Source organism: Halorubellus salinus (assembly GCF_020567525.1).
Lineage (GTDB): Archaea > Halobacteriota > Halobacteria > Halobacteriales > Natrialbaceae > Halorubellus > Halorubellus salinus.
This window is the reverse complement of the sequence record NZ_JAJCVI010000006.1, coordinates 38,645-63,951: the sequence shown is the minus strand read 5'-3', so window position 1 is coordinate 63,951 and position 25,307 is coordinate 38,645. Positions and strand designations below refer to the sequence as shown.

The following is a 25,307-nucleotide window of genomic DNA, read 5'->3' as shown; positions in this document are numbered from 1 at the left end:
GCTTAGGGGTTCCCCGGACTTGCGTTTTCTCAATGAGTCGTTCCGTCGGTGGTGGCTTCGGTGTCAGATAAGGCTTCGAGTCACGATTGTGGGTTCCTCGAGGACGTCCTCCCAGCGGACCGTATCGCGGTCGACCGGTCTAACCGCGAGGAGTTCGCGTTGGATGCGAGTGTGCACGAGCCGGTGATGCCGGATGCGGTGGTGTGGCCGCAGTCGACGGAGGAGGTCTCCGACGTCCTAGCGGCGGCGCATGAGCGTGGGGTGCCGGTGACGCCGTGGTCGGGTGGGAGTGGCCTCGAAGGCGGTGGCATCCCGGTCGAGCACGGAATCGTGTTGAACGTCAAGGACATGACTGGCGTCGACGTCGAACCTGAAAACTTGCAGGCGACGGTGGGGCCGGGCGTCGTGTACGACGACCTCAACGAGGAACTCGCGAAGCACGGGCTTCGGTTCCCGCCTGGTATCTCAAGTGGGGATATCGCGACGATCGGGGGGATGATCGCGACGAACGCCAGTGGGTTCAACGCGGTGAAGTACGGCGAGACCCGCGATCACGTCCGACGGCTCGAGGTCGTCCTTCCGGACGGCGAGGTCGTCGAGTGTGGGCGTGGCGTCGTCAAGACGTCGTCGGGGTACAGTCTGAAGGACCTGTTCGTGGGGAGCGAAGGGACGTTCGGGGTCGTCACGGAGGCGACGATTGCGGTAAGCGGTATCCCGGAACACAAGCGGGCGGCACTCGTGACGTTCCCGTCGCGAACCGAGGCGTGCGCTGCAGTCGCGGACGTCATCGGCGCGGGCCTGGTACCTGCAGCGATCGAGTTCGTGGATACCCTCACGACCGAACTCATCAACGAGTACCGCGACGCCGACGCACTCACCGAAGCCCCCACCCTTATCCTGGAGTTCCACGCGAACAACTCGGGTATCGAGGAGGACGTCGAGTTCGCGCGAGGGATCTGCGAGGACCACGACGCGTCTTCATGGGAGGCCGTTGGCGAGCGCGAGATGGACGACGTCTGGAGTGCGCGCCGGGATGCGCTCCCGGCGTATCGCGCGCACGGCGAGGACCTCGAGCCGGCGTTCCTCGGCGACGTCGTCGTGCCGATCGCCAACTATCCCGAACTCGTGGAGATGGTGGCGGATGCGAGCGAGGAGTTGGACGTCCTGACGCCGACCGTTGGACATGCGGGTGACGGGAACCTGCATTACGCCCCACTCGTTCCCGAGGGCGACGAGGACGCACGTGAGCGCGCGTCGAAGGTCCACGAGCGCGTGGTGGAGGCGGCGATCGATATGGGTGGGACGGCAACGGGCGAGCACGGTGTGGGGCTCGGGAAACGCAAGTTCATGCGTCGCGAGCACGGCGGCGCGCTCGAGTTGATGCGCACCCTGAAGGATGCGGTGGACCCCGCGGGAACGATGAATCCGGGGAAGGTCGTCCCGGACGTGGACGACTCGTCCAAGTGAGGCCTTCGCTGTCCGGCAATTTGTGTCAACGGTAACGGTTGAGGTTATTTTCGACGGCCAGGATTCTGTGCGAGGGGATACCATTAAGCGGGGTAGTTACAATTCGTGAGGTATGGCAACTGATGACGGACAGCCACGTGTTTGCAGACGGAACGTACTCCAGAGCGCCGGGGCGGCGGGCGCGGTTGGGCTCGCGGGACTCTCGGGGTGCCTGTCGTCGCTGAGTGGCGGCGGGTCGGACGTCAGCGACCTGTCGGTCGGGTACACGACGTCGCTGTCGGGGCCGTTCGCGGTGTTCGGACAGGCCGGCCTCGACGGCGCGGAGCTCGCAGCGGCGGACCTCGAGGAGGAACTGGACGTCAGTATCGACATCTCGACGGGGGACACCGAGGTCAATCCGTCGACGGGCCTGCAGCGCATCAAGCGCCTCGTCACCGAGGAGGAGATCGACTTCGCGATGGGTGGGGTGTCGTCGTCGGTCGCATTGAAGATGGGGACGTGGGCGTCGGACAACAGCGTGACGTACATGGCGACGGGCGCGCACTCGGACGCGGTCTCCGGCGGGTCGTGCGCGACGCACATGTACCAGCCGACGGCGGCGAACTCGATGCTCGCGAACACCATCGGTGAACAGATGGTCGGTGCGGGCGATTCCTGGTACCTCATCTACTCGGACTACACGTGGGGGCAGACCGCGCAGCAAGCGGTGACGAGCGCGCTCGAGGACGGCGGGAAGGAGGTCGTCGGGACGGCGGCGGCGCCGTTCCCGAACGACGACTACACGCCGTACCTGAACGAGGCCGCGGACTCCGACGCCGACGGCATCGGGATGCTCATCGCGGGCCTGGACCTGCGGAAGGCCGCGAACCAGGCGATGGCGAAGGGCATCCAGGACGACTACACGCTCGCGATGCACCAGCTCGAAGACGTCGTGTACTGGGGGCTCGACAAGGAGAACGCGGGCATCCTCGACACCGCAGGACAGGTATGGGGGCCGGCGGTCGACAACGAGGCGAGCAACCAGTTCGCCGAGCGCATCGCGGAGAACGCGGACACGGACCCGTACGTCAGGCACCTCCTCGGATACATGTCGATGGATCAGGCGGTGCGCGCGGCGGTGCGTGCGGACTCCACCGCTGCTGAGGACATGCGTGGCGAACTCGTCGGGCACGAGGTGTCCTCGAAGATCAAGGACATCAAGGGCGGCGGCGACATGTACTGGCGCGAGAACAACCAGCTCGTCCAGCCGACGTTCAGCGTCGAAGCGCGCCCGCAAGAGGAGATGGAGGACGATCCCTACAAGCGGTGGTTCCAGACGACGGAGACCTTCGCCGGCGACGACGTCGTCCGTCCGCTCTCGGAGACCGGGTGCGACCTCGAATAATCGAGTGATGAGCACGTCCTCGATCACCAATCGATCTCGCGAGCTACTCGCAGACGTCTCGCCGGCGTGGTTCGCGCTCGCGCTCGCGCTCGTCGTGGCGACGGTCGCGGGCTTCGCGCACCAGCCGGGGCTGTTCGTCACGCAGGCCGTCGGCGGCCTCGTCTACGGTGCCATCCTCGTCCTCATCACGCTCGGGTTGTCGCTCATCCTCGGCCTGATGGGCGTGGTGAACTTCGCGCACGGCGCGTTGTTCATGCTCGGCGCGTACCTCTCGTACTCGGTCGTCGTCGCCTGGGGGCTGCCGTTCTGGACGGCGCTCCTCGTCGCACCCATCCTCGTCGGCGTCGTCGGCGTCCTCATCGAGGTCACCGTCCTCCGGCGACTCTACGGCTCCGAACCCATCGTCGGCCTCTTGGCGACGTTCGGATTGACGATGATGCTCGACGAAGCCATCCGCTACCACTGGGGGACGACCCCGCTCGGGTACGCGAAACCCGAGGTACTCCGGCAGAGCGTCGACCTCGGCATCACCCAGGTCGCCTCCTTCCGGTTGTTCATGGTCGCGGTTGCGACCCTAGTCGTCGCTGCCGTGTACGTCCTCATCTCGCGCACTGACTTCGGGCTGACCGTCCGCGCGGGCGTCCAGGACGGCGAGATGACGGAGTTCGTCGGCGTGAACCTCCCCGTGCGGTTCACGGCGATGTTCTTCCTCGGGTCCGCCATCGCGGCGCTCGCGGGCGTCCTGCAGGCCGCCGAGTACGGCGTGAACTCCCAGATGGGCCAGACGTTCCTCATCCTCGCGTTCGTCGTCGTGGTCGTCGGCGGCGTCGGCAGCCTCTTCGGGAGCGTCGTCGCGGGCATCCTCATCGGCGAGGCGAACTACCTCGCCCCCGTCATCCTCGCAGGGCTCGCCGAGTACACCGGTATCGCCGCGTTGAACATCTCCGGCATCCGCGGGCTCGTCCCGTACCTCGTGATGCTGTTCATCCTGCTCGTGCGTCCGCGCGGGCTCTTCGGCGAGGAGGGACTGCTCGAATGACGGACGCGAACCCTACCTCGACCGACCGGGACGCCCAGACGGACACCGAACGCGGCGCGCACTCGGAGACGACGTCCTCCGGCGTGTTCTCGCGCCTCCCCGACTGGGTGGGGCGCTACCGGATTCCCATCGGGCTCGTGCTGTTCGTGCTCTTGCTGCGGCCCGTGGTCGCGCTCCCGTTCCTCCTCGGGTTCGAGAGCGTCGCCACCACCATCCTCATCATCGTCCTCTTCGTCGCCGCGTTCAACCTCCTGTTCGGCTATACTGGATTGCTGTCGTTCGGACACGCGATGTTCTTCGGGTTCGGGATGTACGGCGCTGCCATCGCCATGAGCGGCCACGGCCCCGCGCCCGAACTCGGCTTCCTCGTCGGTGCCGTCGTCGGCGTCGCACTCGCCGCGTTCGTCGGGTACACGCTCGGGCGACTCACCGTCGGGAAAGGCGAGATCTACTTCGCGTTCCTCACGCTCGCCGCCGCCGAAGCCGTCTACTTCATCGCGAACCGCGACCCGTTCGGCATCACCGGCGGGTCGAACGGCATCTCCGGCGGCGCCCAACCCGGATGGATCGAATCCTTCCGCGGGGAACTCACCGTCACGCTCATCCCGTGGCCTGACGCACTCGTCGACGTCTTCGGGTGGCTGGACGACTGGTACCTCCTCGTCGGCCTCGTCTTCCTGCTTGCGATGGGCGCGCTCTGGCAGGTCGTGCGCTCGCCGTTCGGGCGCTCGCTCATCGCGATCCGCGAGAACGAGAACCTCGCTCGCGCGATGGGCATCGACACCGCCCGGTACAAGGTCTGGGCGTTCACCATCAGCGGCGCGTTCTCCGCACTCGCGGGCGCGCTCATGGCGATCAACAACCACGGCGCCAGCCAGGAGTGGCTGAGCGTCTTCACGAGCGGCGATACCGTCCTCATGGCCGTCCTCGGTGGCGTCCACTACTTCTTCGGGGCCGTCGCCGGCGTGTTCGTCTGGGAGTTCACCGCGGACTACCTCACGGACTTCGCCGTCCTCGACCTCGGCTTCATAGCGGTCGACATCTCGCGGGAACTCTCGCACTGGCAGTTCCTCCTCGGGGCCGTGTTCGTCGTCATCGTCCTCGTCTCGCCGAACGACGGCATCTGGGGGTACGTCCGCGCGTACGCCGCCCGCGGCTGGGCGCGCATCGAGGAGGTGCTCCGATGACCGACCACGACGCAACCGCTCGCACGGGCGACGCGGACGCGACCGCGGAGACGGCACCGGAACCCACCCGTGGCGAGCCCCACGCTCGCGACGACCGCGAGGACGACCAGCCCGACCCGGTCGTCGAGCCGCAGGCGGCTGCGCTCGCGACGACGGACATCCGCCGGACGTTCGGCGAGGTCGTCGCCGTCGACGACATCTCGATCGCGGTCGAACCCGGCGAGCTCCGCGCCGTCATCGGCCCGAACGGCGCTGGGAAGACCACGCTCTTCAACACCATCATGGGATCGCTCCCCGCAACTGCCGGGAGCGTCCACCTCGACGGCGAGGACGTCACCGACCGCGACGAACACGAGCGCCCTCACATGGGGCTCGCGCGGTCGTTCCAGTCGAACGAACTCATGGCCGACCAGTCGGTCCTCGAGAACGTCCGCGTGTTCGTCCAGACTGCGGACCGTGGCGCGTTCAGCTTCGACCTCTTCCGCGACCACCGCGACGTCGGGCGCGAGCGCGCGCTCGACCTCCTCGACACCGTCGGGCTCGACGCCGACCCCGAGGCGCTCGCGAAGAACCTCAGTCACGGCGACCAGCGCCGACTCGGCATCGCGATGGCGCTCGCAACCGACCCCGAGGTCCTCCTCCTGGACGAGCCCACGTCCGGGATGAGTCCCGGGGCGACCCGCGCGACCGCCGACCTCGTCCAGCAGGTCCAGTCCGAGCTCGACCTCACCGTGGTCCTCATCGAGCACGACATGGACGTCGTGCTCTCCATCAGCGACCGCATCACCGTCCTCGACCGCGGGAGCGTCATCGCGACGGGCCCACCGGAATCGATCCGCGAGAACGACGCCGTCCAGTCCGCCTACCTCGGCGGTATGAGGGAAGAACTGTGAGCACCGACGACACCACCGACGCACCCGCGGACGAATCGACCACGAGTACCGACGCCGACGGGCGCGCCGAGCGGAGCCAGGTCGAATCCGAGGCCCAGGAGACGCCGCCGTCGACGGTCCTGCAGGTCGACGGCCTCGACGCCGGCTACGAGACCGGGCAGGTCCTCTTCGACGTCGACGTCGACGTCCGCGAGGGCGAACTCGTGAGTCTCCTCGGCCGCAACGGCGCCGGGAAGTCCACGACCCTGCGCGCGCTCATGGGCGCGGACGAACCCACCGTCCTCGACGGCGACGTCCGCTACCGGGGCACGTCGATCCGCGATTGGCAGCCCTACAAGCGCGCGAACGCCGGCATCGCACTCGTCCCCGAGAAACGCCGGTGCTTCCCGCGGCTCTCCGTCGTGGAGAACGTCCGGCTCGCCATCAACCACGCGACGGACCCGATGGCGCTCGACGACGTCCTCGCGCTCTTCCCGGAACTCGACGACATGCGACAGAAGCACGCGCGCAACATGAGCGGCGGCGAACAGCAGATGCTCGCCATCGCGCGCGCCCTCGCCGCGAACCCCGACCTGATGCTGCTCGACGAGCCGTTCGAGGGGCTCGCGCCGTACATCGTCCGACGCATCGAGGACATCATCGCGGACATCAACGCAGAACAGGGCATCACGGTGTTCTTCGTCGAACAGAACGTCGCCGCCGCGCTCGCCATCGCCGACCGCCACTACGTCCTCGACGAGGGCCGCATCGTCGACACCGTCACGAGCGACCGTCTCCGCGAGGACGACGAGTTCAGACAGACCTACCTCGGCGTCTGAGCGCGACGGGTTCGCGCTCGCTTACTCGTCGTCGGGTTCGCGCTCGCCCGCTTCGTTCTCTCCCTCGCTGTCGTCGGCTTCGTCCTCGGAAGGGTCGTCCTCGGCTCGCCTGCGTTCGGGGCCTTCGGAGTCGGTCTTGGTGAAGTCGTACTCGCCCTCGGTGGCCGCTTTCGCGCCTTTCGCGGCTTCCTTCGCGGCGTCGGTCTTGTCCTTGATGTCCTTCGAGCGCTCCTTGACCTCCGAGGACTGCTCGCGGACGCGGTCGGTCGTCTCGTCGACCTCGTCGGCGACGGACTTGACCTCCTCGGGGTCGACCGGCGGGTCGACGTCGGCCGCCGATGCCGCCTCGTCGATGCTCTCGGCGGCCGTCCCGACCTTCGAACCGACCTGCTCGACCTCCTCGGCGGCCGATTCGACGGTCTCCGCGGTCTCCTCGAGTTCGTCGGCGGTCTGCTCGACGTCCGCGGCCGTGGTCTCGAGTTCGTCGGCGGCCTGCTGTACCTGCGCGCGCCCCCGGTCGAAGCTCCGGCCGAGCGCGACGACCTGGAGGACGCCCGTGAGGACGAACAGCGCCACGGCGAGCATCCCGGCGTCCCAGAGCGCGTCCGCGAGGCCCGCGTCGAGCGCGACGACCTCGAGCTGGACGATGGCGTTCGCTGCGAGGAGGACGACGGTCGCGACCACGACGACTCGCTGGACGCGGAGATAGGTCTGGTTGCCGACCAGTCGCTCGACCGCGTTCCCGAACCGACGAAGGAGGCTCTCGCTCATAGCTGCGACAACAGCCGGCACACGTAAAGAAGCGAGCATGTGGTCGCCGCACCCGAAGATACAACGTCCTCACTGCAGTAGCCCCTAGAGATTCCGCCGCATGTGTACGCCAGTGGGACCGAGCGACGACGGCGAACGACTCGCATGACCGACCCAGCTATCGACCACGTGGACGCGTTCCGAGCGTCGCTCGAGGCGGCCGGCGTGACCCACGAGACCGTCGCGCTGGGTGAGGCGACCGCCGCTATCGAGCGCGCCGTCGAGGAACCGACCGTTGGCGTGCCCGTGCACGTCGACGCGTCGCTGCCCGCGAGCGTCGACACCGAGTTCTCGCCGTCGGACCTGCACGCCGCGACGACGGGCGTGACGCCCGCCCGCCTCGGGGTCGCCGCACTCGGGTCGCTCCTCGTGCCCTCGGGCGAGCACGGCGACGAACTCGTCGCGCTCTACCCGGAACGACACGTCGCCGTCCTCGCGGCGAGCGACGTCGTCCCGGACCTCGACGCCGCCACGGACTGGCTCCAATCCGAGGTCGACGCCGGCCGCGACTCGTACGTGTTCGCGACCGGCGTGAGCGCGACCGCGGACATGGGCGCGCTCGTCGAGGGCGTCCACGGTCCCACGAACGTCCACGTCGTCCTCGTCGACGACCGCGAGGCAACCAGCGGCGACGACACCACCAACGCATGAGTTCCGAGTCCAGACGCGAGACGGCCGCGAAGATCCGCGCGCTCCTCGACACGGAGGGGCCGAACATCGAGGCGCAGGCCCGCGACCTGAACGCGGGTCGCGTCGAGGCGACCGAGGCGTTCGCCGAGTACGAGGCACTCCGGAGCGACGCCCGGCGCATCAAGGAGGACGCCATCGAGCGCATCCCCGAGCTCGTCGACACCGTCCGGGAAGCGGTCGAGGCACGCGGCGGGCACGTCTACCTCGCCGAGGACGCTGCGGACGCGAACCGCTACGTCCAGTCCGTGTGCGAGGACGTGGACGCGGAGACGCTCGTGAAGTCGAAGTCGATGACCACCGAGGAACTCGAGGTCAACGACGCGCTCGTCGAGGCGGGCGTGGACCCCTACGAGACGGACCTCGGCGAGTTCGTCGTGCAGCTCGCCGACGAGTCCCCGAGTCACCTCGTCGGCCCAGCGATGCATCGCTCGCGCGAGGACATCGCAGCGCTCCTGAACGACCACTTCGACCCCGACGAGCCCTTCGAGTCGGCCGACGAGATGACGGCGTTCGTCCGGGACTACCTCGGGGACCGCATCCGGGAGGCCGACGTCGGGATGACGGGCGCGAACTTCGTCGCCGCCGACTCGGGGACGATGGCGCTCGTCACGAACGAGGGGAACGCGCGCAAGTGCGCCGCGACGCCGCCCGTGCACGTCGCCGTCGCCGGCGTCGAGAAACTGATCCCCAGCGTCAGCGATCTCGAGCCGTTCGTAGCGCTCCTCTCGAAGGCCGCGACCGGTCAGGCGATCAGTCAGTACGTCTCCGTGCTCTCCCCGCCCGTCGACACCCCCATCCCGGACTTCGACGGCGACGAGTTCAGGCCCGCGGACGACCGCGCGTTCCACCTCGTGCTCGTCGACAACGGCCGGATGGCGATGCGCGAGGACGACGACCTCCGCGAGACCCTCTACTGCGTGCGGTGCGGTGCGTGCTCGAACTCGTGCGCGAACTTCCAGCAGGTCGGCGGGCACGCCTTCGGCGGCGAGACGTACACGGGCGGCATCGCCACCGGCTGGGAGGCCGGCGTTCACGGCCAGGACGCCGCCGGCGAGTTCAACGACCTCTGCACGGGCTGCACGCGGTGCGTGAACGCGTGCCCGGTGAAGATCGACATCCCGTGGATCAACACGGTCGTCCGCGACCGAATCAACCGCGGCGACGACCCCGGGCGGTTCGACGCGCTCGTCGACGGACTCGTCCCGGACGAGGAACCCGCGGGACTGGACCTCCAGAAGCGCTTCTTCGGGAACGTCCACACCGTCGCTCGCGTCGGCAGCGCGCTCGCCCCCGTCTCGAACTGGCTCGCCGCGAGCGCGCCCGCGAGAGCCGCGATGGAGCGCGTGCTCGGCGTCGACCGACGCCGCGACCTCCCGCAGTTCGCCCGCGAGTCGTTCGTCGACTGGTTCGACGACCGCGGCGGCGCACGCGTCCCCGAACCCGGAGCCGCGCGGTCGGCGGTCGTCTACCCGGACACGTACACGAACTACGTCTCCCCGGAGCGCGGGAAGGCGGCCGTCCGCGCGCTCGAAGCGCTCGACGTCCACGTCCGCGTCCCGGCCGTCCCGGGCTCTGGGCGCGCCCCGCTCTCGCAAGGGATGATCGCGACCGCGCGCTCGAACGCCGAACACGTCCACGACGCGCTCGCCCCGCACCTCGACGCCGGCCGGGACGTCGTCGTCGTCGAACCCTCCGACCTCGCGATGTTCGCGAGCGACTACGAACGCCTCCTCCCCGCGGACGCTCACGAGCGCCTTGCGGACTCGAGCTACGAGATCTGCGAGTACGTCTACGGCCGCCTCTCGAACGACGCCGACCCCGGCTCGCTCGCCGCGCTCGACGGCGACGTCGCGTACCACAGTCACTGCCAGCAACGCACCCTCGACCTCGAAGCGCACACCGTCGCCGTCCTCGAAACCTGCGGCGCCACCGTCCGCACGTCCGACGTCGAATGCTGCGGGATGGCCGGGAGCTTCGGGTACAAGGAACAGTACTACGACCTCAGCGTCGACGTCGGCGCCCCGCTCGCCGACGACTTCGCGACCGCCGACCGGGTCGTCGCCAGCGGCACCTCCTGCGCCGACCAGCTCGAATCGCTCCTCGACGCGCGCGCACCGCACCCTATCGAACTCATCGCACCCTGACGCGAACTCCCCGGACGCCGCCCCGGTTCGTCACTCGAGGTACCCGAGGTCCTGAAGTTGTTCGGCGATCTCCTCGAATTCGGCTTCGGTGAGGCCGTCGGATTTCTCGTGTTGGATGACGATGCTGCGGAGGAGGAAGCGGACGAGGTCGCTGGTGCTGGAGAAACTGGTGCCTTCGATGGTGGTCTCGACGCGGTCGGCGAGGTCTTTCGGGATGGAGACGGTGGTGTAGTCGGTCATGGTGGTGGTGTGGGGGTGGAGCGTGAAGGGGTTTGCGTCCGATGGCGGTCGGCGGTCGGAACAGTTTCTTTGCGGTTCGGTGGGTAGGGGGTGGTATGGGGATGCGGCCGCCTGCTGACGACGATGATGATGAACCGGCGACTGTGGCGTTCGGTATCGCTGCCGTCGACGATCGCCTGGAGTCGTTCGACGTGTCGTATCCGGTGTCGAGGTCCGCGCTCCGGGAGTCGGTCGGGCACGTCGAGGTGCCGTACGATACGCGCGGGCATTCGGTCGAGCTGGGCGAGGTGCTCGCGGAACTCGAGCACGAGCAGTTCGCGGACGAGCAGGAGTTGTTGAACGCGCTGCATCCTGCGTTCGAGCGGCGCCGCCAGCAGGGGGCGTCGGTCCTGGAGCGCGTGCGGCGCGTGCTTCCGTTCTGAAACGACGTGCCGCGCGTGCTCTCGTTCCGAAGCGTCAGCGGTCTTTCTCTGACGGTCGTCTAGTTGTCGACCGCGTCCGCCGTGGCGTTCGGGTCGTGGTCGCTACTCCGTGCGTCGTCGTCTGCGCTCTCGGTGGCGTCGACGTCGCGGGCGTGCGGGCCGTGGTCGTCGAACGTCGTCTGGACGGGCGTCTTCGCGTCGCCGTCGGTCGTCCCGATCTCTTCGCGAGCGATGCGTTCGAGGCGCTGGCGTTGTTCCTCGTGGAGGGAGACGAGGAGGTCGGCGAGGACGCCGAAGATGAGGAACTGGGCGCCGAGGATGAAGATGAACCCGCCGGCGGGGGCGAGCACCTCGTGCGGGACCCTGTTGACGAACCAATCGTAGAGGACGAAGACGCCGATCAAGGTACCGGCGAGCGTGAGGACGCCGCCGACGCTCCCGAAGTAGAAGAGGGGGTTGTGGGTCTTCGCGCGCAGGTAGAGCGTGAGGAGGATGACGCCGCCGTCCCTGAACGGCCGGAGGTTCGATTCGCTCGCGTCGGGCCGCGAGACGTACGTGATGTCGACGACCTGGATGCGGTGGTCGTTCCGGCGGGCTTCGACGGCCATCTCGGTCTCGATGCCGAAGCCGTCGGCGCTGAGGTTCATCTCGAAGAACGAGGCGCGGGTGAACGCGCGGTACCCCGAGAGGATGTCGCCGAGGTGCTGGCCGTGGATGGCGTTGAACCCGTGATTGATCATGCTGTTCCCGAACTGGTTGAGTCGCGGCATGGCGCCGCGTTCCATGTTCGCGAACCGGTCGCCGACGACGTGGTCGGCGCGTCCTTCGAGGATCGGTTCGAGCATCCGGTGGGCGTCCTCGGGGAGGTACGTGCCGTCGCCGTCGAGCATGAGGACGATGGGTTTGGTGGTGTAGGCGACGCCGTCGCGGACGGCCTGGCCTTTCCCGGAGCCGCGACCGCCTTCGGTCTGCGTGATGACGGTGGCGCCGGCGTCGCTGGCGAGTTCGCGCGTGCCGTCCGTGGAGTGCCCGTCGACGACGAGGACGTCGTCGAAGCCTTCGCCCTGCATTCCGGTGACGACCTCCTCGATGGTCTCGGCTTCGTTGTACGTCGGCACCAGCACGCAGACGTCGTCGTACTCGCCCATTCTCTCTCGGGGATGCTCGCCACAGCGGGAAAAACCCTCGCGTTCGCTCGGGGGTCGATAGGCAGCTCCCCGACGATCGGCGGTCGATAGGTAGCTCTCCGACCGTTGGTGGTCGATAGTTAGCTGTCCAAGGGGTCTGTGGGCGAGATGCCGTCATCGTTTTGCGTGCTGGCGGGGAACGCGGGGATATGAACTGGTTGGTCGTGATTGCGGGGGTGGTCGTCGCGGTGACGTTCGCGCCGTATCTCGCGTTCGGCGTGCTCTACGCGCTCAAGCGACCGTCGGGCTCGCCGGCGGCGAAGGAGTCGGCGGAACCGAACGTGAGTATCGTGCTGCCGACGTACAACGAGTCCGGGATCGTCGAGAAGAAACTCGACGACGTCATGGCGCTCGACTATCCGATGGAGAAGGTCGAGCTCGTGGTGGTCGATTCGTCGGACGACGAGACGCGCGACATCATCCGCGAGTACTTCGCGGACCGCGAGCATCCCGACCTGAACCTCATCGAGGAGGACGAACGCCGGGGGCTCGCGCCCGCACTCAACGACGCGTACGCGGCTGCCAGGCACGAGATGGTCGTGAAGACGGACTGCGATTCGCTGCTCCCCGAGGACGTGCTCCGGGAGGCGGCGGCGAACCTCGCGGACCCCGAGGTCGCAGCCGTGACGGGCACGAACGTCGAGGTGCTCGGTGGGAGTGACGTGGAGTCGGGGTATCGGGGCGTCCAGTCGTACATCCAGACGCTGGAGAGCCACCTCGATTCGACGTTCATCTTCCACGGGCCGTTCTCGGCGTTCGAGAACGACGCCATCACGCCCATCGACCCGAACTCGCTCGCCGACGACACCGAACTCGCGTTGCGTATCCGCAGATTGGGCGACGATCATCGCGTGGTGTTCGACCCGGCGGTCCAGTACATGGAGGCGAGTCATTCGGCGTTCCGGAAGCGCCGCACCCAGAAGGATCGCCGCGGCATGGGCCTCATCCGGTTGCTCGCCCAGCACCGCGACGCCCTCGGGCGGTACGGGAACTACGGGCGGGTCGTGCTCCCGTTCAACTGGTGGTTCATGGTGGTGTCGCCGTGGCTCGTGATGCTCGACGTCGTCCTCGTCGCGGCCGCGGCAGCGGTCGCGATACAGCCGCTCGCGGGCGTCGGGGTGCTCGCTGCACTCGGCGCGTTCGTCGCGCTCGGGTCCAGAGAGCTGCTCGGGCCGCTCGCGCCGCTGTACTCGTTGTTCGACACGCAGGTGTCGCTGTTCCGTGCGAGCATCGAGCTCCTCCGCGGGAAGGGCGACGGGACGTGGGAGGTCGACGAGGAACTCCGCGAAGCGTTCGACAACTGACGGAGCTACCGCGACTCACGTACCCCCATACCCCCACTCTCGGACTACCCAATACGCGAGAAATCGGGCGTTAGGGGCTGCCTACGGTGCCGTATTGGGCTCTTCTGGCCGTGACACTTATCCGGGGTCGTTCCAAGACGTGGACATGGAGTGTTCGACTGGGGACATGGAGTGTTCGACTGGGAAGATGGCGTCTTCGACCGGGGAGATGGAGCGTTCGACTGGGGAGATCACGGAGGCTGTCGTTGTCGCTGTCGCAGACGCGACCGAGCGCGACGCGCTGTCGCTCCCGCCGCTCGCCTCCTCCATCGACCCGGACGTCCTGGGCGGGGTCGTCGACGGTCCGGGGAACGGCTCGGTGACGTTCACGTACGTCGGCCACGAGGTCACGGTCACGCACGACGGGGACGTGACCGTGTCGACCGTACTCCCGATGCGACGGGCGAGACCACGCCCGCGAGCGGGCCAGCGGGCGACTGAGGGGCGATTGAGGAGCGACCGAGGCGATTGAGGAGCGACCGAGGCGACCAAGGGATTGCTGTCCGCGTCGGCTCGTGGCCGCTGGGGCGGTCGTCGTGCAGCGAAGGTTCTTGGGGGTGTCGGGCGAACGCGGACGTATGCTCTCGGGGCTGTCGTGGTTGGCACTGGAGGTGAAGGACGTGGCTGCGGCGCGCGCGTTCTACGGCGAGACGCTCGCGATGGACGCGGTCGCGGACGGGTCACTGCCGGCAGCGCTCGCGCGCGCCGACGACCAGGTGGCGTTCGCAGCTGGCGACACCGCGCTCGTGTTGCGTCGCCCGGACGCGGTCCCGCGTGGCGGCCTCCACACGCACTACGCGATGAGCATCCCGAGTGACGAGTACGACGAGTGGTGGCGTGCACTGGAGGACGCCGGGTTCGCGCTCGACGAGCACGTGTTCGGCGACGCGAGGTCGCTGTACTGCTACGACGACGACGGGAACTGCGTGGAACTCGGGCAGACGGACGTCGACGGGCCCGGTATCGACGGCGTGTTCGAGGTCGTCCTGGAGGTCGCGGACCTCGACGCGGCGGAGGCGTTCTACGCGGCCCTCGGGTTCGAGACGGTCGACCGCGGCGCCGACCGGGAACGGGTCCGGATGCACGGCCCGATGGCGCTCGAGCTCTGGGAGCCCCATCTCGGGCTCGCCGACGCCCGCGGCGGCGTGCACGTCGACCTCGGGTTCGAGACCGAGGCCCCCGAGCGCGCGGCGAACGCCGTCGAGGACCGAATCACGGACCGTGAGTCCCTCGATGCTGGTGCTGGTGGCGGCGAGCGCGCGGTCCGCGTCCGCGATCCAGACGGGCACGTCCTGACGTTCCACGAGCCGTAGCCGACTGGCGGGTTCGGCTTCGAGACGTTCGACGAGGGCGAGGCCGCCTCACTCGCCGTCGGTCGGGGCGACCCAGGCGAGCGCGATGCCGGCGACGGCGACGAGGAGTGCGGCGAGGAACGCGTCGGAGTACCCGCGGGCGGCGATGATCTCGGCGGCGACGATGGGTGCGAGGAACGCGCCGAAGAGCCCGACGCTCGTCATCACGGCGATGGCGGTGCCGGTGACCTCCTCGGGGACGTGCTCGGTGACGTACGTGTACAGCAGGCCGAGCGCGAGCTGGATGGCGAACCCGGAGACGACGGTGAGTGCAACGACGGCTGGGACGCTCGCGAACGCGACGAATCCGGCGAACGCGGGCGCGGTGAGGAGAAAGGAGAGGACGACGACGGGGCGGCGCCGGCCGTCGAACAGGCGGTCCGACAGCACGCCGCCCGAGGTCCGCGAGAGGACGCCCATCGCGGGGAAGACCGCGGTGAGGGCGCCGGCGAGCGCGAGCGACACCTCGAGCTCGCTCTCGAGGTAGCTGGGGAGCCACGAGTTCACGAACAGGTACAGCGAGAACCCGAGGAACGACAGCGTCGAGAGCGTCCAGACGGCGCGACTCCGGAACACGCCCGCGAGCTGGCGGCGGTCGGGGGCGGGCGTCTCGATGGCGTCGTCGAACGACTCGCCGGCGGTCGCGCCGAGGAAGACGGCGACGCCGAGGACGGCGGCGGTCGCGAACACGGGGAATATGGCGGGCCACCCGAACGCGGCTGCGACGACTGGGCCGCCGAACTGGCCGAGTGCGAACCCGACGGGCGCGCTCGCGGTGAACGCGCTCACGGCGGTCGCGCGCACGTCGGCGTCGACGGCCTGCCCGACGAGGTCCGCGCCCGCGTTCCAGAAGACGACGTACGCTGCGCCGCCGAGGATGCGCGACGCGAACAGCGACCAGTAATCGCCCGCGGTCGCCGCGTCCCACCCCCAGGCGCCGGCGGCGAGGAGGGCGAGGGCGGCGGCGGTGACGGTGCGCCGGACGTCGAAGCGGTCGAGCGCGAACCCGACGGGTATCGACAGGACGACCGCGGTCAGGTACATGACGCTGACGAGCCACCCCGCGGCCGTCGCGCCGATACCGAGGCCGTCGCGGACGAGCGGGACGACGCTCGCTGGCGCGATCTCGTACGCGCCAGCGGCGGCGGAGAGGACGAACAGCCCGGCGACGAGCGCGACCGTGCGTGCGTCGATAGCACGGAACCGAGGCGAGGTCGTCACTTGTGGCTGTCAGTTCGCGGGCGTCGATATAAGCAGTCTGGAAACCGGTGACCGAGCGACGGCGTCGATGGTGAGGCGTTCAGAGGTCGCTGGTGTCGATGTCGATGCCGGGTGGGGAGACGATGAGGAATCCGCGGAAGTGCACGAGCGAGCCGTCGTCCTCGCGGATGTCGCGCGCGAACCCGGCCGCGAGCTCGTTCACGTCGCCTTTGACGTCGAGGACGAGGACGTTCCCGTCCATGACGGTGTCGTACCACTCGCTGCTGGGCGTGGTGCCGTCGAGGACGCCCAGGCGGACACTCCCGGTGAGGTCTGCATCCTCGTCCTCGTCGTCGAGGTGGTCTTCGACGGCGCGGAGGTCGAGGTCGAAGTCGCTCATACACCACTCCTGGGGGGGCCTCGACTAAACAGTTCCGTCCGTTCGTCGCGCGAAAACAGCGTCGCTGGGCTCGCGCTCTCGATCGGTCGCTGGAACCGCTTCGAGTGCTGCGTCCGGGAATCCTTATCCGCCCTGCAGGCGTCCGGCCGGGTATGGGACTCGACGTTGACACGCCACCGGTACCGGAGCTCGAGGAGGTCGACCCGAACGAGTACGAGGACGCCGAGATCGTCGGCGACACGGACTACAAGCGCGAGGAGTTGGAGGCGTTCCTCCGCGAGGGGGCGTGGGAGCGTGCGTTCGACGAGTGGGCCGAGCACACGGACCTGGACGAACGCGAGTTCGGCATCGCCCTCGACCTGTCGATGTTCGCGGAGTTCGACTTCTTCTGGGACGGGTTCGCGGACCGCGTCGGCTACCACGCGCCTGGCATCCCGGAGGACTGGAAGGAGCGCGACTATCACCCGGGGCTCGACGAGTGGAGTACGGTGTCGTCGCTGAACGCGTCGTTGACGGAGTTCGGGCAGGTGGTGTGCGACGTCCTCAAGGACGAGTACGTGGACTGGGAGTCGGAGTACGAGCCGCCGGAGGACCTCCCGGACTTCTAGCGCTCGTCGTCACTCCCTGGCGACGCCGATGCTCCGCGGTTCGCCGTCGCACAGCGGGTCCGAGCACGAGTCCGAGGCGCTGTCGAGGCGTTCGCCGCAGCGAGCACATTCGAACGTCTGTACCGTTCGGTCTGTTTTCGTAGTTCGTTTGCCCATATCTGTACGTTAGATATTGACACGCACGCTAATAAGTCTGCTCCCACGTGAAGAACTGGTAATCTGGTTGGGGCTCCTGGTGGTGTACGGTTGGAACGACGTGAGAAGGACGACCGCTCTCGCGGTCGGGTCGCGGGCCCGGCCAGCCCATGAGTGGCGGGCCCGCGGGACGGAATAGCGGATTGGTAGGTTCTCGCCGCGGTGGTGCCTTACTCTCGTGCGACCCCGATGTTGCGTGGCGCGCCGTCACAGAACGGGTCGTCGCAGGTGTCCGCCTGACTCTCGAGGCGTGCACCGCATCGCACGCACTCGTACTCGGCCTCGCTGGGTGTGTACGCGTCGGTTCGTACCATCGTACGAGCATGTGAACGATTCTCACGGTTAAGGCTTCCCCTGATAGCACCCCATACTCTCCAGACGTGCCTATATTGTTTAATCACATGCAAGGTGGTGTACGTTCGGTCAGTTCTGCACTCGGCATCGGTGAGGCGGGACTCAGGCGGTGGCGACGACGAGGAACGTCTCGGGGCGCTCGCTCGCACGCTCGACGGTGAACCCGGCAGCTTCGAGGTCCTCGACGACGTCCGCGGGCGCGAACCGCTCGTCGGTCGGGGGGCCGTCCTCGCCCGCACCGGTCGCCGACCAGTCCACGGTCACCAGGCGCGCACCGGGCGCGAGCACGCGCCGCAGTTCCGCAAGCCCGGCCGCGTCCGCGTACTCGTGGTGCGTCATCGTCGAGTACGCCGCATCCAGCTCGTCGTCGTCGAACGGCAGATCCGACACCGCCGCCGTGACGAACGAGACGTTCTCGGGTGCACCCTTCTCGCGGTAGACGTCGTGCATCTCGCTCTGGACGTCGACGGCGTACGTCGATCCGGCGAACGGTGCAACGTCGTCCGTGTAGAACCCCGTCCCGGACCCGAGGTCCGCGACGGTCTCGTCGCCGTCGAGCGCGAGCGCCGCGACGAGCTCTTCGCGCGAACAGAAGCGGTACCGCGACTCGTCCTCCAGGGCATCGGCGCGGTCGACGGGGAACGTGTGGAATCCCATACGCACCCAGAGGGACGCCCCGTACGTATCCCTGTGGGGATTCGTGCTAGCACGAATCACCGACGTCGAGGATGGTGGCGTCGCTTCGCCCACCAATGGTCGACCGCTACGACGTCGAGTCGTACTCGCGCGGGAAGACCGCGTTCGTCGAGCGCGCCCTTCGGACCGGCCGGACCGCCGACGACCTCGCGTTCGACTTCGCGGTCCCCCGAGAGGACTGCGCGACTCGCGCGCGGCCTACCGGAGTTCGGGCGCGACCTCGTCGCCGAGGCGCTGGATGCACTCGACCATCTCGTCCGTACCGACGCCCGGGTGGTACGTCCGGAAGATGAAGTGCGTGTCGTCGCCGAGAGCGTCGCGGTACGTTGCCAGTTCGTCGACGACCTGCTCGGGCGTCCCGAAGATCGCCTGCTCTTTCAACTCTTGCTTGCGGTCGTCGTCGAGCTCGTCGACGGTCTCGCCGCTGAAGATCTCCGCGTACCGACGCTGGATGTAGAAGTAGCCGTCACGCATGGTCTCCCACGCCTCCTCCTTCGAGTCGCCGACCCAGCCGTGCTGGAGCACGTAGTTCGTGAACTCGCCGTCGATACCTTCCTCCTCGCGGACGGCCGCGATGTCCTCGACGCGCTTCTCGAGACCGCCGACCGAGAGCTTCGAGGGCGCGCACCACGCGTCCGCCTTCCGGGCCGCGCGCCGGACCGCGGGTTTCGCGCCGCCGCCGAGCATGATGGGGACGTCGTTCCCGACGGGCTTCGGCGTCACGTTCACGCTCGGGTCGACGTCGTGGAACTCGGCGTCGTAGTCGAGCGGGCCCTCGCTCCACGCCGCCTTCAGGAGGTTCACCTGGTCGGCGAGGCGTTCCACGCGCTCCTCGACGGGGACGCCGAACGCGTCGAACTCCGCGGGGTTCGACCCGATGGCGAGCCCGAGCGTCACCCGGTCGCCCGCGACGTTGTCCGCCGTCGCGACGTCCTCGGCGAGCCGGACGCCGTCGTACAGCGGCGCGAGCGCGATGCACGTCCCGATCTCGACGTCGTCGGTCGCGGCGGCGAGCGCGCCGAGACTCGGCATCGTCCCGGAGAGATAGCCGTCCTCCGTGAAGTGATGCTCGGAGACCCACACCGAGTCCAGGCCGGCGTCGTCCGCGGCGGCGGCGACCGTGAGCATCTCGTCGTAGAGCTCGTCCATCGAGCGGTCGTCGTCCGGCCGCGACTGACAGGTGAACAGACCCGTGCCGAGTTCCATACGTCGACGTTCCGGGGCGCTCGTGAAAACGATTCGTGCACCGCTCGCGTCGAACGGGCGGACTTCCCGGCCGGCCGCGAGTACTCAGTCGTCGCAGGGGACCTCGTCCGGCTCGCAGCGCTCGTCGGCCGACGCGGCCGTCGGCTCGCGGCGCTCGTCGGTCCCGCTGCGGAGTCGGCGGCGGACGCGCCCGAGTTCCGCGGTGACGACCTGGCGTTCGACGAGCGCGACGCCGGCGACAACGACGAGGAAGCCGGCGACGGTCACCGCGTCGACGGTCGTGTTGAGGAACAGCCACCCGGTCGCCGCCGCGAACACGGGCACGAGGTACGCGACGAGGTTCGTGCGGACCGGGCCGACGCGCTCGATGAGCCCGAAGTACAGCGCGTACGCGAGGGCCGTCGAGGGGATGGCGACGAGGACGATGCTCCACGCGGTCGCGGTCCCGACGTCGAGGAGGGTCCCCTGTGCTTCGCCGATGCCGAAGCTGAGCGCGTGCAGGAGGACGGCGCCGACGCCCATCGCCCACGCGGTCATCGAGACGCTCTCCATGTCGACGCCGACGCGCTGCAGGAGGACGCTCCCGAGCGCGACCGCGGCGGCCGCACCGAGCACGAACACCTGCCCGAGTGCGCTCGCGTCGGTGAACGTCGACGGCGACGGCTGGACGATGAGGACGACGCCGCCGAGCGCGATACCGATGCCGAGCGCGCCGACCCACGAGAGCCGGTCGCCGAGCAGCCACCACGCGAACACGGGCGCGAGGATCGGGTTCAGGCCGTACATCACCGAGGCGGCCGCGGGCGTGGTCGTCCCCTGCCCGACGAACAGCAGGCCGTTGTTGAGGACGACGAGGAAGACCGCGGCGACGGCGATACCGAGGGCGTCGGCGCGCGTTCGCGGCAGCCACGTCGACCGCGGCCTGGCGAGCGCGACGTACCCAAGCAGGACGACGGCAGCGAGGTCGAACCGGAGGCCCGCGAACAGCACCGGCGGGAGTTCCCGGAGTCCGGTCTTGATGGCGGCGAACGACCCGCCGAACAGGCCGGCGAGGACGACGAACAGGGCACCGTCGCGGTACCGGGCCGGGACCGCCGCACGCAGCGAGTGGAGCGCGCTCCCCGTCAGCGCGACCACCGACGAGCGAGTGTCCGAATCATGTCCCGTCCTACGACTCGAATCCGGATAGGGGCTGCGTGAGGGACGCTGGCACGACTCCTGGCGCCGTCGGTCACTCGGCGGTCCGGAGGTGATGGAAGACGTACGTCTGCACGTAGCCGGCGTACTCGCCACCGAAGCGCTCGCGGAGCGCGCGACTCGTCTCGGTGTAGTTCCCGCGCTCGCAGTCCGGGTAGTGGTCGGCGACGACGGTCTGCATCCACGTGTCAAGCGGGATGGCTTCGAGGTACCCCAGCGAGAACAGGAGGATGCAGTCCGCGACCTTGTCGCCGACGCCGACGAACCGCGTGAGGTACTCGCGGGCGGCCTCGTACTCGCGTCCGACCGCGTCCTCGGGGTGGGCGTCGCCGTCCGCGACCATCTCCGCGGTCCGCTGCACGTACGGCGCCCGGTACCCGAGCCCGAGGTCGCGGAGGTCGCCCTCGGTTGTCGCGGCGAGCTGTTCTGGCGTCGGGAACGCGTGATACGTCTCCCCCTGGAAGGACACGGCGTCGCCGTACGCGCGAGCGAGACTGCTCACCATCTCGTGGATGCGTTCGACGCGCATCTGCGTCGAGCAGATGAACGAGATCAGGCAGCCGAACGGCGGGTCGCGGACGAGCCGGAGTCCGGGGAACGCGTCGCGCGCGCCGTCGACGAGGTCGAGCGCGGGCGCGTCAGCGAAGATGGCGTCGAGGTCGTCGTCGAGCCTGAGGAGGTGCACGAGGCGGTCGTGGGCGTCCTCGGTGGACTCCCAGACGAGCGCGTCGTCGGTCCTCCTGACGCGCACGACCTCGCCGTCGGGGACCGCGTAGTACCACGGCGCGTCGTCGAGGTCGCGGTCGGTCGTCACGTCGCCGGCGTACGCGCCGTCGTCCTCGCGTCGCCAGAGGTACGACTGCCCGCTCTCGAGTGTCGCCGCGAGGTCGAGTCCACCTGCGAGGTCCGCGAGCGGGAAACGCCCGGAGTGCATACGAGACCGTCGGGGACCGCCCGGGTATCCGGCTTTCGGTCCCGGGCCCGACGTGGTCGCTCTCTCGACCCGTCGCGGTCGTTCCATCGACTCGCCGCGGTCCTGCTCTCGACCTGTAACCGGACGCATCCCGCTGCCGTCCTGCGGTACCCGGGGGTAACGCCAACCTTGATGCCGATGGCAGTGGAACCCACTGGCACGCATGGATTGCAGAGTCGTCGTCGAAGCGGCGGTGCCCGTGTACGACGTGTCGACGGAGGACGAGGCCATCCGCATCGCCATCTCGAAGACCGGCGCGATGCTGAACCCCGACCTCAACTACGTCGAGATAAACATGGGCGAGCGGGCGTGCCCGCACTGCCACGAGTCCATCGACCCCGCGTTCATCGCCGCCGACGAGAGCCTGGTCGCACTGGAACTGGAGATGAAGGTGTTCAACGTGGAACGCGAGGAACACGCGTCCCGCATCGCTCGCAAGGAGATCGGGACGCAACTGGAGAACATCCCGCTGGAGGTCCTCTCCGTGGACGTCATCGACGACGAGGACGACGCGACAGCCGAAGACGACGCCGACACCGCAGCCGGAGACGACACCGAACCGACCGACCGCGACGAGGTCGACACCCCGGAGGAGAGCGACATCGATACCACGGCCGAGAGCGAGCACTCGGCGGAAGCGCACGAGGACGACGACGAGGACGACGTCCTGCCGGAGTTCGAAGACCTAATCGAGTGACCGACGAGCACGGACCGACCGGAACCGAACGACTCGACTGTAATGCTATTCTGCCCGAACCGTCCGGTACGTGCTCGTGAGGCACAGGCCACGCGTCGCGGGACGACCGAGTCCGAGTGCGTCGATACGGCTGTCGCTTTCGGCGAGTAGTTACGGTAGAACGCGGCTGATGTCTCAGTCGGCGGTCGGAGCGACGGTCTCCGTCTCCGCCTCGTCGTCCATGTCAGAAGTGATGCCACCTGCGAGTGCAAACACCGCTGCCTTGTGATCGGTTTTGGATTTGTGGATTGACGTTGGTCGAATACCGAGGGACTCGTATTCCTCGAGGTCGAGGTCGCCGTCGCTCCATGTGTCGTACTGTCCGGATACCTCCGCGAGAAGGCCGTGAAGGTGGATGAGCTCCTGCTTCTTCATAACCAAAACCATCTATCGGCCCCAGGGTTATATTATTATCCCGTGTCGCGTTAACACACCACCCTTAGATACCCGTGGTTATCGGGGGTAGCGACCATGTGACGTTCTCGGGGGCCTTGAATTTAGGGGCTGCAGGGGTGGATTCGACGGGCGCGCGCGGGACCTCACAGCTCCCCGAACATCGACCAGGTGCGTACCATGTGCCGGTTCGACTCGAACGCAACCGACAGCGAACAGGTCTGTACGTGGACTCGTCACGGTCGACTCCCTCGAATCATCTGGCCTGGCTCGCGACGACGATGGCCGGCACGAGCGAGGGGTGGAGGCGTCGAGTATGAAGATTTTTGCCCCGCTCGGTCCGTATTCCGCGTATGGACTACGACGACCAGCTCGAGCGCGCGCTGGAGGAGACGCCGGACATCGAGGCCGGCGGCGACCGGTTCGACGTGCCCGAGCCGGACATCCGACAGGAGGGCAAGCTGACGGTGTACGAGAACTTCCAGGCGACGGTCGACCGCCTGAACCGCGAGGAGGACCACGTGATGCAGTTCCTCCAGAACGAACTCGGGACGAGCGGCCACATCGACGAGAGCGGTCGCGCCCGCCTCAAGGGCGACTTCCGCGAGGTCCGCATCCAGGACGCGCTGGAGGACTACGTCGAGGGGTACGTCACGTGCTCGGAGTGCGGACTCCCGGACACGGTGTTCGAGCGCGAGAACGGCGTGCTCCGCATCCGCTGTGAGGCGTGCGGTGCCCTGTCGTCGACTGGCACCTAGGGCAACGGCTGCGGGGCGTGAGTTCTCATCGGCCGTCTCGACTCGCTCAGCCGAGTTGCTTGAGCGTGGAGAGGTCGTGGTCGGTCCGCATGAACTCGGACGTGCGTCGACTGGCGTGACAGTTCGGGCAGTGGAACGTGTCACCAGGTGCAGGGAGGTCCGCGGGGGCGGTCTCCCAGTCCTTGCCGCATTCGGGACAGAGAAGTCTCACGTACGTCTCGACCATGTGACCGTCTAACACTACCGGGGGTGAAAAAGATTGCCGCTGTACGGACCGAATCCACGCGAAGCCGTCGGGTAGTTCCGGTCGAAGGCGGGTCGGGAACGCGTTGGATTCGGTTGGAAGCGCGTCGGTTCTCGGTGGACGCGCGAAGCGTCCAATCGGGCGACCGGTGCCCGGTCAGGCGAGTGCGACGCCGGCGTCCGACGCTTCCAGGAGTTCCTTGTAGCGGTTCCGGATGGTGACCTCGCTGACGTTCGCGACGTCACCGACCTGGCTCTGCGTGACCTTCTCGTTCGTCAGGAGCGCGGCCGCGTAGACGGCGGCCGCGGCGAGCCCGACGGGCGACTTCCCGGAGTGCAGCCCGGCGTTGCGCGCGTTGTCCAGGAGCATCCGGGCGCGGCGTTCGCCCTCGTCGCTGAGGCCGAGTTCGCTCGCGAACCGCGGCACGTACTGGACGGGGTCGGCCGGCTGGATCTCGAGGTTGAGCTCGCGGACGACGTACCGGTACGTCCGGGTGAGCTCCATCTTGTCGACCCGGGAGACGAGCGCGATCTCGTCGAGGCTCCGGGGGGTGCCGGCCTGGCGCGCGGCGGCGTACAGGCTGGCGGTGGCGACGCCCTCGATGCTACGGCCCGGGAGCAGGTCCTCGTTGAGCGCGCGGCGGTAGATGACGCTCGCGGTCTCCCGGACGTTCTTCGGGAGGCCGAGCGAGCTGGCCATGCGGTCGATCTCGCCGAGGGCCTGCTTGAGGTTGCGTTCCTTCGAGTCGCGGGTGCGGAAGCGCTCGTTCCAGGTGCGCAATCGCTGCATCTTCTGGCGCTGGCTGGAGCTGAGCTGGCGGCCGTAGGCGTCCTTGTTCTGCCAGCCGATGTTCGTCGACAGGCCGTCGTCGTGCATCATCTTCGTCGTCGGGGCGCCGACGCGGGACTTCTCGTCGCGCTCGCCGGCGTCGAACGCGCGCCATTCCGGGCCGCGGTCGACGGCGTCCTCTTCGACGACGAGCCCACAGTCTTCGCAGACGCGTTCGCCGCGTGCTTCGACGCTCGCGACGGGGCCACCGCATTCGGGGCAGACGCGCTCGTCGACCTGCTCGCTGGCGGTCTCCGTCGCTGCCTTCTGGTCCGCTCGTTCGCCTCGGGTGGTCGTTGTCTGTTCGACGTCGGTGGTGGTTGTGTCGCTCATGTGTTGGGGTCCTCTTCGGGGGCGGTCGGCTGCGGGGCGAGAAGAAAGACGAGCCCAGCAGGACTGTTCCTCACCCATAGTAAGTGCGACAAGCATATAAACCTTTGCCCTTCTTTATATAGGGCAGCTCGTTACGTACTTGAATCCATCGGAGAAACGCGAAACGTTCAAGTCCGCTTCGCTCGCCGGACCGGCCCGGCGACCGTTCGC

General features: G+C 68.2%; 29 protein-coding genes. 15 read left to right on the top strand and 14 right to left on the bottom strand.

Going from position 1 to position 25,307, the window contains the following annotated elements; all coding sequences use genetic code 11:
- The first annotated feature begins 60 nt into the window (after positions 1-60).
- The 6 genes from LI336_RS16890 to LI336_RS16865 all read left to right on the top strand — a co-directional run bounded on the left by LI336_RS16890 (position 61) and on the right by LI336_RS16865 (position 6,788).
- Positions 61-1,467, top strand: coding sequence for an FAD-binding oxidoreductase (locus LI336_RS16890; RefSeq protein WP_227134340.1), 1,407 nt, complete (start codon positions 61-63; stop codon positions 1,465-1,467).
- A 112-nt stretch (positions 1,468-1,579) separates the two neighbouring features.
- A complete protein-coding gene (locus LI336_RS16885; protein WP_227134339.1) occupies positions 1,580-2,851 on the top strand; it encodes an ABC transporter substrate-binding protein in 1,272 nt (423 codons plus the stop codon).
- A 7-nt stretch (positions 2,852-2,858) separates the two neighbouring features.
- Positions 2,859-3,890, top strand: coding sequence for a branched-chain amino acid ABC transporter permease (locus tag LI336_RS16880; protein WP_227134338.1), 1,032 nt, complete (start codon positions 2,859-2,861; stop codon positions 3,888-3,890).
- Positions 3,887-5,077: a branched-chain amino acid ABC transporter permease gene (locus tag LI336_RS16875; RefSeq protein ID WP_227134337.1), complete on the top strand. Its 1,191-nt coding sequence runs from the start codon at positions 3,887-3,889 to the stop codon at positions 5,075-5,077. Before LI336_RS16880 ends, LI336_RS16875 begins: the two co-directional genes overlap by 4 nt.
- Positions 5,074-5,970, top strand: a complete 897-nt coding sequence (locus LI336_RS16870) for an ABC transporter ATP-binding protein (RefSeq protein WP_227134336.1) — start codon at positions 5,074-5,076, stop codon at positions 5,968-5,970. The genes LI336_RS16875 and LI336_RS16870 overlap by 4 nt, the downstream gene beginning before the upstream one ends.
- Positions 5,967-6,788 carry an ABC transporter ATP-binding protein gene (locus tag LI336_RS16865; protein ID WP_227134335.1) on the top strand — a complete coding sequence of 274 codons (822 nt, stop codon included), beginning with the start codon at positions 5,967-5,969 and terminating at the stop codon, positions 6,786-6,788. Before LI336_RS16870 ends, LI336_RS16865 begins: the two co-directional genes overlap by 4 nt.
- Positions 6,789-6,809: 21 nt before the next feature.
- Here LI336_RS16865 and LI336_RS16860 read toward each other — a convergent pair whose 3' ends face one another.
- Entirely contained in the window at positions 6,810-7,559 is a 750-nt protein-coding gene (locus LI336_RS16860; protein ID WP_227134334.1) for a hypothetical protein, read from the bottom strand.
- A 144-nt stretch (positions 7,560-7,703) separates the two neighbouring features.
- On the opposite strand from LI336_RS16860, the gene LI336_RS16855 reads away from it, so the two are divergent.
- Together LI336_RS16855 and LI336_RS16850 are read left to right on the top strand one after the other, a co-directional pair.
- The gene (locus LI336_RS16855) at positions 7,704-8,249 is read left to right on the top strand and encodes an LUD domain-containing protein (RefSeq protein ID WP_227134333.1); all 546 of its coding nucleotides are present in this window, start codon (positions 7,704-7,706) and stop codon (positions 8,247-8,249) included.
- On the top strand, positions 8,246-10,432 hold the full coding sequence (locus LI336_RS16850; RefSeq protein WP_227134332.1) for an LUD domain-containing protein: 2,187 nt from the start codon (positions 8,246-8,248) through the stop codon (positions 10,430-10,432). The genes LI336_RS16855 and LI336_RS16850 overlap by 4 nt, the downstream gene beginning before the upstream one ends.
- Positions 10,433-10,462: 30 nt before the next feature.
- On the opposite strand, the gene LI336_RS16845 is transcribed toward LI336_RS16850, so the two are convergent.
- Positions 10,463-10,672, bottom strand: a complete 210-nt coding sequence (locus LI336_RS16845) for a ribbon-helix-helix domain-containing protein (protein ID WP_227134331.1) — start codon at positions 10,670-10,672, stop codon at positions 10,463-10,465.
- Positions 10,673-10,767: 95 nt separating this feature from the next.
- Here LI336_RS16845 and LI336_RS16840 point away from each other — a divergent pair, with 95 nt between their 5' ends.
- On the top strand, positions 10,768-11,094 hold the full coding sequence (locus LI336_RS16840) for a DUF5789 family protein (protein WP_227134330.1): 327 nt from the start codon (positions 10,768-10,770) through the stop codon (positions 11,092-11,094).
- Positions 11,095-11,153: 59 nt separating this feature from the next.
- Here the strand turns inward: LI336_RS16840 and aglJ are convergent, their stop codons facing one another.
- Positions 11,154-12,242 carry an S-layer glycoprotein N-glycosyltransferase AglJ gene (gene aglJ / locus LI336_RS16835; RefSeq protein WP_227134329.1) on the bottom strand — a complete coding sequence of 363 codons (1,089 nt, stop codon included), beginning with the start codon at positions 12,240-12,242 and terminating at the stop codon, positions 11,154-11,156.
- 188 nt (positions 12,243-12,430) lie between these two features.
- On the opposite strand from aglJ, the gene LI336_RS16830 reads away from it, so the two are divergent.
- The 3 genes from LI336_RS16830 (at position 12,431) to LI336_RS16820 (ending at position 14,937) form a co-directional block, all read left to right on the top strand.
- Positions 12,431-13,585 carry a glycosyltransferase gene (locus LI336_RS16830; RefSeq protein WP_227134328.1) on the top strand — a complete coding sequence of 385 codons (1,155 nt, stop codon included), beginning with the start codon at positions 12,431-12,433 and terminating at the stop codon, positions 13,583-13,585.
- Positions 13,586-13,730: 145 nt separating this feature from the next.
- On the top strand, positions 13,731-14,096 hold the full coding sequence (locus LI336_RS16825) for a HalOD1 output domain-containing protein (protein WP_227134327.1): 366 nt from the start codon (positions 13,731-13,733) through the stop codon (positions 14,094-14,096).
- Positions 14,097-14,202: 106 nt separating this feature from the next.
- On the top strand, positions 14,203-14,937 hold the full coding sequence (locus LI336_RS16820; protein ID WP_227134326.1) for a VOC family protein: 735 nt from the start codon (positions 14,203-14,205) through the stop codon (positions 14,935-14,937).
- Between the two features lie 48 nt (positions 14,938-14,985).
- On the opposite strand, the gene LI336_RS16815 is transcribed toward LI336_RS16820, so the two are convergent.
- Both LI336_RS16815 and LI336_RS16810 read right to left on the bottom strand, forming a co-directional pair.
- Positions 14,986-16,197 (bottom strand): MFS transporter, encoded by a 1,212-nt coding sequence (locus tag LI336_RS16815; RefSeq protein WP_227134325.1) that lies wholly within the window; start codon positions 16,195-16,197, stop codon positions 14,986-14,988.
- Positions 16,198-16,276: 79 nt separating this feature from the next.
- Complete coding sequence (locus LI336_RS16810) at positions 16,277-16,576, bottom strand: DUF5779 family protein (protein ID WP_227134324.1); 300 nt, start codon at positions 16,574-16,576, stop codon at positions 16,277-16,279.
- Positions 16,577-16,728: 152 nt separating this feature from the next.
- Between LI336_RS16810 and LI336_RS16805 the strand changes: the two genes are divergently transcribed.
- Positions 16,729-17,184, top strand: a complete 456-nt coding sequence (locus LI336_RS16805) for a DUF7992 family protein (protein ID WP_227134323.1) — start codon at positions 16,729-16,731, stop codon at positions 17,182-17,184.
- Between the two features lie 9 nt (positions 17,185-17,193).
- Here LI336_RS16805 and LI336_RS20525 read toward each other — a convergent pair whose 3' ends face one another.
- From LI336_RS20525 to LI336_RS16780, 6 genes are all read right to left on the bottom strand, one after another.
- Positions 17,194-17,340, bottom strand: a complete 147-nt coding sequence (locus LI336_RS20525) for a DUF7129 domain-containing putative zinc-binding protein (RefSeq protein WP_438267294.1) — start codon at positions 17,338-17,340, stop codon at positions 17,194-17,196.
- 209 nt (positions 17,341-17,549) lie between these two features.
- The gene (locus LI336_RS16800) at positions 17,550-17,693 is read right to left on the bottom strand and encodes a DUF7129 domain-containing putative zinc-binding protein (RefSeq protein ID WP_227134322.1); all 144 of its coding nucleotides are present in this window, start codon (positions 17,691-17,693) and stop codon (positions 17,550-17,552) included.
- 142 nt (positions 17,694-17,835) lie between these two features.
- On the bottom strand, positions 17,836-18,390 hold the full coding sequence (locus LI336_RS16795; protein WP_227134321.1) for a class I SAM-dependent methyltransferase: 555 nt from the start codon (positions 18,388-18,390) through the stop codon (positions 17,836-17,838).
- 237 nt (positions 18,391-18,627) lie between these two features.
- On the bottom strand, positions 18,628-19,635 hold the full coding sequence (locus LI336_RS16790) for an LLM class flavin-dependent oxidoreductase (RefSeq protein ID WP_227134320.1): 1,008 nt from the start codon (positions 19,633-19,635) through the stop codon (positions 18,628-18,630).
- Positions 19,636-19,719: 84 nt separating this feature from the next.
- Entirely contained in the window at positions 19,720-20,772 is a 1,053-nt protein-coding gene (locus LI336_RS16785) for a DMT family transporter (RefSeq protein ID WP_227134319.1), read from the bottom strand.
- Between the two features lie 94 nt (positions 20,773-20,866).
- A complete protein-coding gene (locus LI336_RS16780) occupies positions 20,867-21,766 on the bottom strand; it encodes a DNA-3-methyladenine glycosylase family protein (protein WP_227134318.1) in 900 nt (299 codons plus the stop codon).
- A gap of 202 nt (positions 21,767-21,968) precedes the next feature.
- Here LI336_RS16780 and LI336_RS16775 point away from each other — a divergent pair, with 202 nt between their 5' ends.
- The gene (locus tag LI336_RS16775; RefSeq protein WP_227134317.1) at positions 21,969-22,502 is read left to right on the top strand and encodes a DUF555 domain-containing protein; all 534 of its coding nucleotides are present in this window, start codon (positions 21,969-21,971) and stop codon (positions 22,500-22,502) included.
- Between the two features lie 174 nt (positions 22,503-22,676).
- On the opposite strand, the gene LI336_RS16770 is transcribed toward LI336_RS16775, so the two are convergent.
- Positions 22,677-22,916, bottom strand: coding sequence for a UPF0058 family protein (locus tag LI336_RS16770; RefSeq protein ID WP_227134316.1), 240 nt, complete (start codon positions 22,914-22,916; stop codon positions 22,677-22,679).
- Positions 22,917-23,287: 371 nt separating this feature from the next.
- Between LI336_RS16770 and LI336_RS16765 the strand changes: the two genes are divergently transcribed.
- Positions 23,288-23,692 carry a translation initiation factor IF-2 subunit beta gene (locus LI336_RS16765; protein WP_227134315.1) on the top strand — a complete coding sequence of 135 codons (405 nt, stop codon included), beginning with the start codon at positions 23,288-23,290 and terminating at the stop codon, positions 23,690-23,692.
- 46 nt (positions 23,693-23,738) lie between these two features.
- Here LI336_RS16765 and LI336_RS16760 read toward each other — a convergent pair whose 3' ends face one another.
- Entirely contained in the window at positions 23,739-23,918 is a 180-nt protein-coding gene (locus LI336_RS16760; RefSeq protein WP_227134314.1) for a DUF7836 family putative zinc-binding protein, read from the bottom strand.
- Positions 23,919-24,092: 174 nt separating this feature from the next.
- Entirely contained in the window at positions 24,093-25,097 is a 1,005-nt protein-coding gene (locus tag LI336_RS16755; RefSeq protein WP_227134313.1) for a transcription initiation factor IIB, read from the bottom strand.
- Between the last annotated feature and the right edge of the window lie 210 nt (positions 25,098-25,307).

Coding starts and splice junctions, on each gene's coding strand:
- LI336_RS16885 (WP_227134339.1), top strand. CDS start 1,580: ATGGCAACTGATGACGGACAGCCACGTGTTTGCAGACGGAACGTACTC.
- LI336_RS16880 (WP_227134338.1), top strand. CDS start 2,859: ATGAGCACGTCCTCGATCACCAATCGATCTCGCGAGCTACTCGCAGAC.
- LI336_RS16875 (WP_227134337.1), top strand. CDS start 3,887: ATGACGGACGCGAACCCTACCTCGACCGACCGGGACGCCCAGACGGAC.
- LI336_RS16870 (WP_227134336.1), top strand. CDS start 5,074: ATGACCGACCACGACGCAACCGCTCGCACGGGCGACGCGGACGCGACC.
- LI336_RS16860 (WP_227134334.1), bottom strand. CDS start 7,559: ATGAGCGAGAGCCTCCTTCGTCGGTTCGGGAACGCGGTCGAGCGACTG.
- LI336_RS16855 (WP_227134333.1), top strand. CDS start 7,704: ATGACCGACCCAGCTATCGACCACGTGGACGCGTTCCGAGCGTCGCTC.
- LI336_RS16850 (WP_227134332.1), top strand. CDS start 8,246: ATGAGTTCCGAGTCCAGACGCGAGACGGCCGCGAAGATCCGCGCGCTC.
- LI336_RS16845 (WP_227134331.1), bottom strand. CDS start 10,672: ATGACCGACTACACCACCGTCTCCATCCCGAAAGACCTCGCCGACCGC.
- LI336_RS16840 (WP_227134330.1), top strand. CDS start 10,768: ATGGGGATGCGGCCGCCTGCTGACGACGATGATGATGAACCGGCGACT.
- aglJ (WP_227134329.1), bottom strand. CDS start 12,242: ATGGGCGAGTACGACGACGTCTGCGTGCTGGTGCCGACGTACAACGAA.
- LI336_RS16830 (WP_227134328.1), top strand. CDS start 12,431: ATGAACTGGTTGGTCGTGATTGCGGGGGTGGTCGTCGCGGTGACGTTC.
- LI336_RS16825 (WP_227134327.1), top strand. CDS start 13,731: ATGGAGTGTTCGACTGGGGACATGGAGTGTTCGACTGGGAAGATGGCG.
- LI336_RS16820 (WP_227134326.1), top strand. CDS start 14,203: ATGCTCTCGGGGCTGTCGTGGTTGGCACTGGAGGTGAAGGACGTGGCT.
- LI336_RS16810 (WP_227134324.1), bottom strand. CDS start 16,576: ATGAGCGACTTCGACCTCGACCTCCGCGCCGTCGAAGACCACCTCGAC.
- LI336_RS16805 (WP_227134323.1), top strand. CDS start 16,729: ATGGGACTCGACGTTGACACGCCACCGGTACCGGAGCTCGAGGAGGTC.
- LI336_RS20525 (WP_438267294.1), bottom strand. CDS start 17,340: ATGGGCAAACGAACTACGAAAACAGACCGAACGGTACAGACGTTCGAA.
- LI336_RS16800 (WP_227134322.1), bottom strand. CDS start 17,693: ATGGTACGAACCGACGCGTACACACCCAGCGAGGCCGAGTACGAGTGC.
- LI336_RS16795 (WP_227134321.1), bottom strand. CDS start 18,390: ATGGGATTCCACACGTTCCCCGTCGACCGCGCCGATGCCCTGGAGGAC.
- LI336_RS16790 (WP_227134320.1), bottom strand. CDS start 19,635: ATGGAACTCGGCACGGGTCTGTTCACCTGTCAGTCGCGGCCGGACGAC.
- LI336_RS16780 (WP_227134318.1), bottom strand. CDS start 21,766: ATGCACTCCGGGCGTTTCCCGCTCGCGGACCTCGCAGGTGGACTCGAC.
- LI336_RS16775 (WP_227134317.1), top strand. CDS start 21,969: ATGGATTGCAGAGTCGTCGTCGAAGCGGCGGTGCCCGTGTACGACGTG.
- LI336_RS16770 (WP_227134316.1), bottom strand. CDS start 22,916: ATGAAGAAGCAGGAGCTCATCCACCTTCACGGCCTTCTCGCGGAGGTA.
- LI336_RS16765 (WP_227134315.1), top strand. CDS start 23,288: ATGGACTACGACGACCAGCTCGAGCGCGCGCTGGAGGAGACGCCGGAC.
- LI336_RS16760 (WP_227134314.1), bottom strand. CDS start 23,918: ATGGTCGAGACGTACGTGAGACTTCTCTGTCCCGAATGCGGCAAGGAC.
- LI336_RS16755 (WP_227134313.1), bottom strand. CDS start 25,097: ATGAGCGACACAACCACCACCGACGTCGAACAGACAACGACCACCCGA.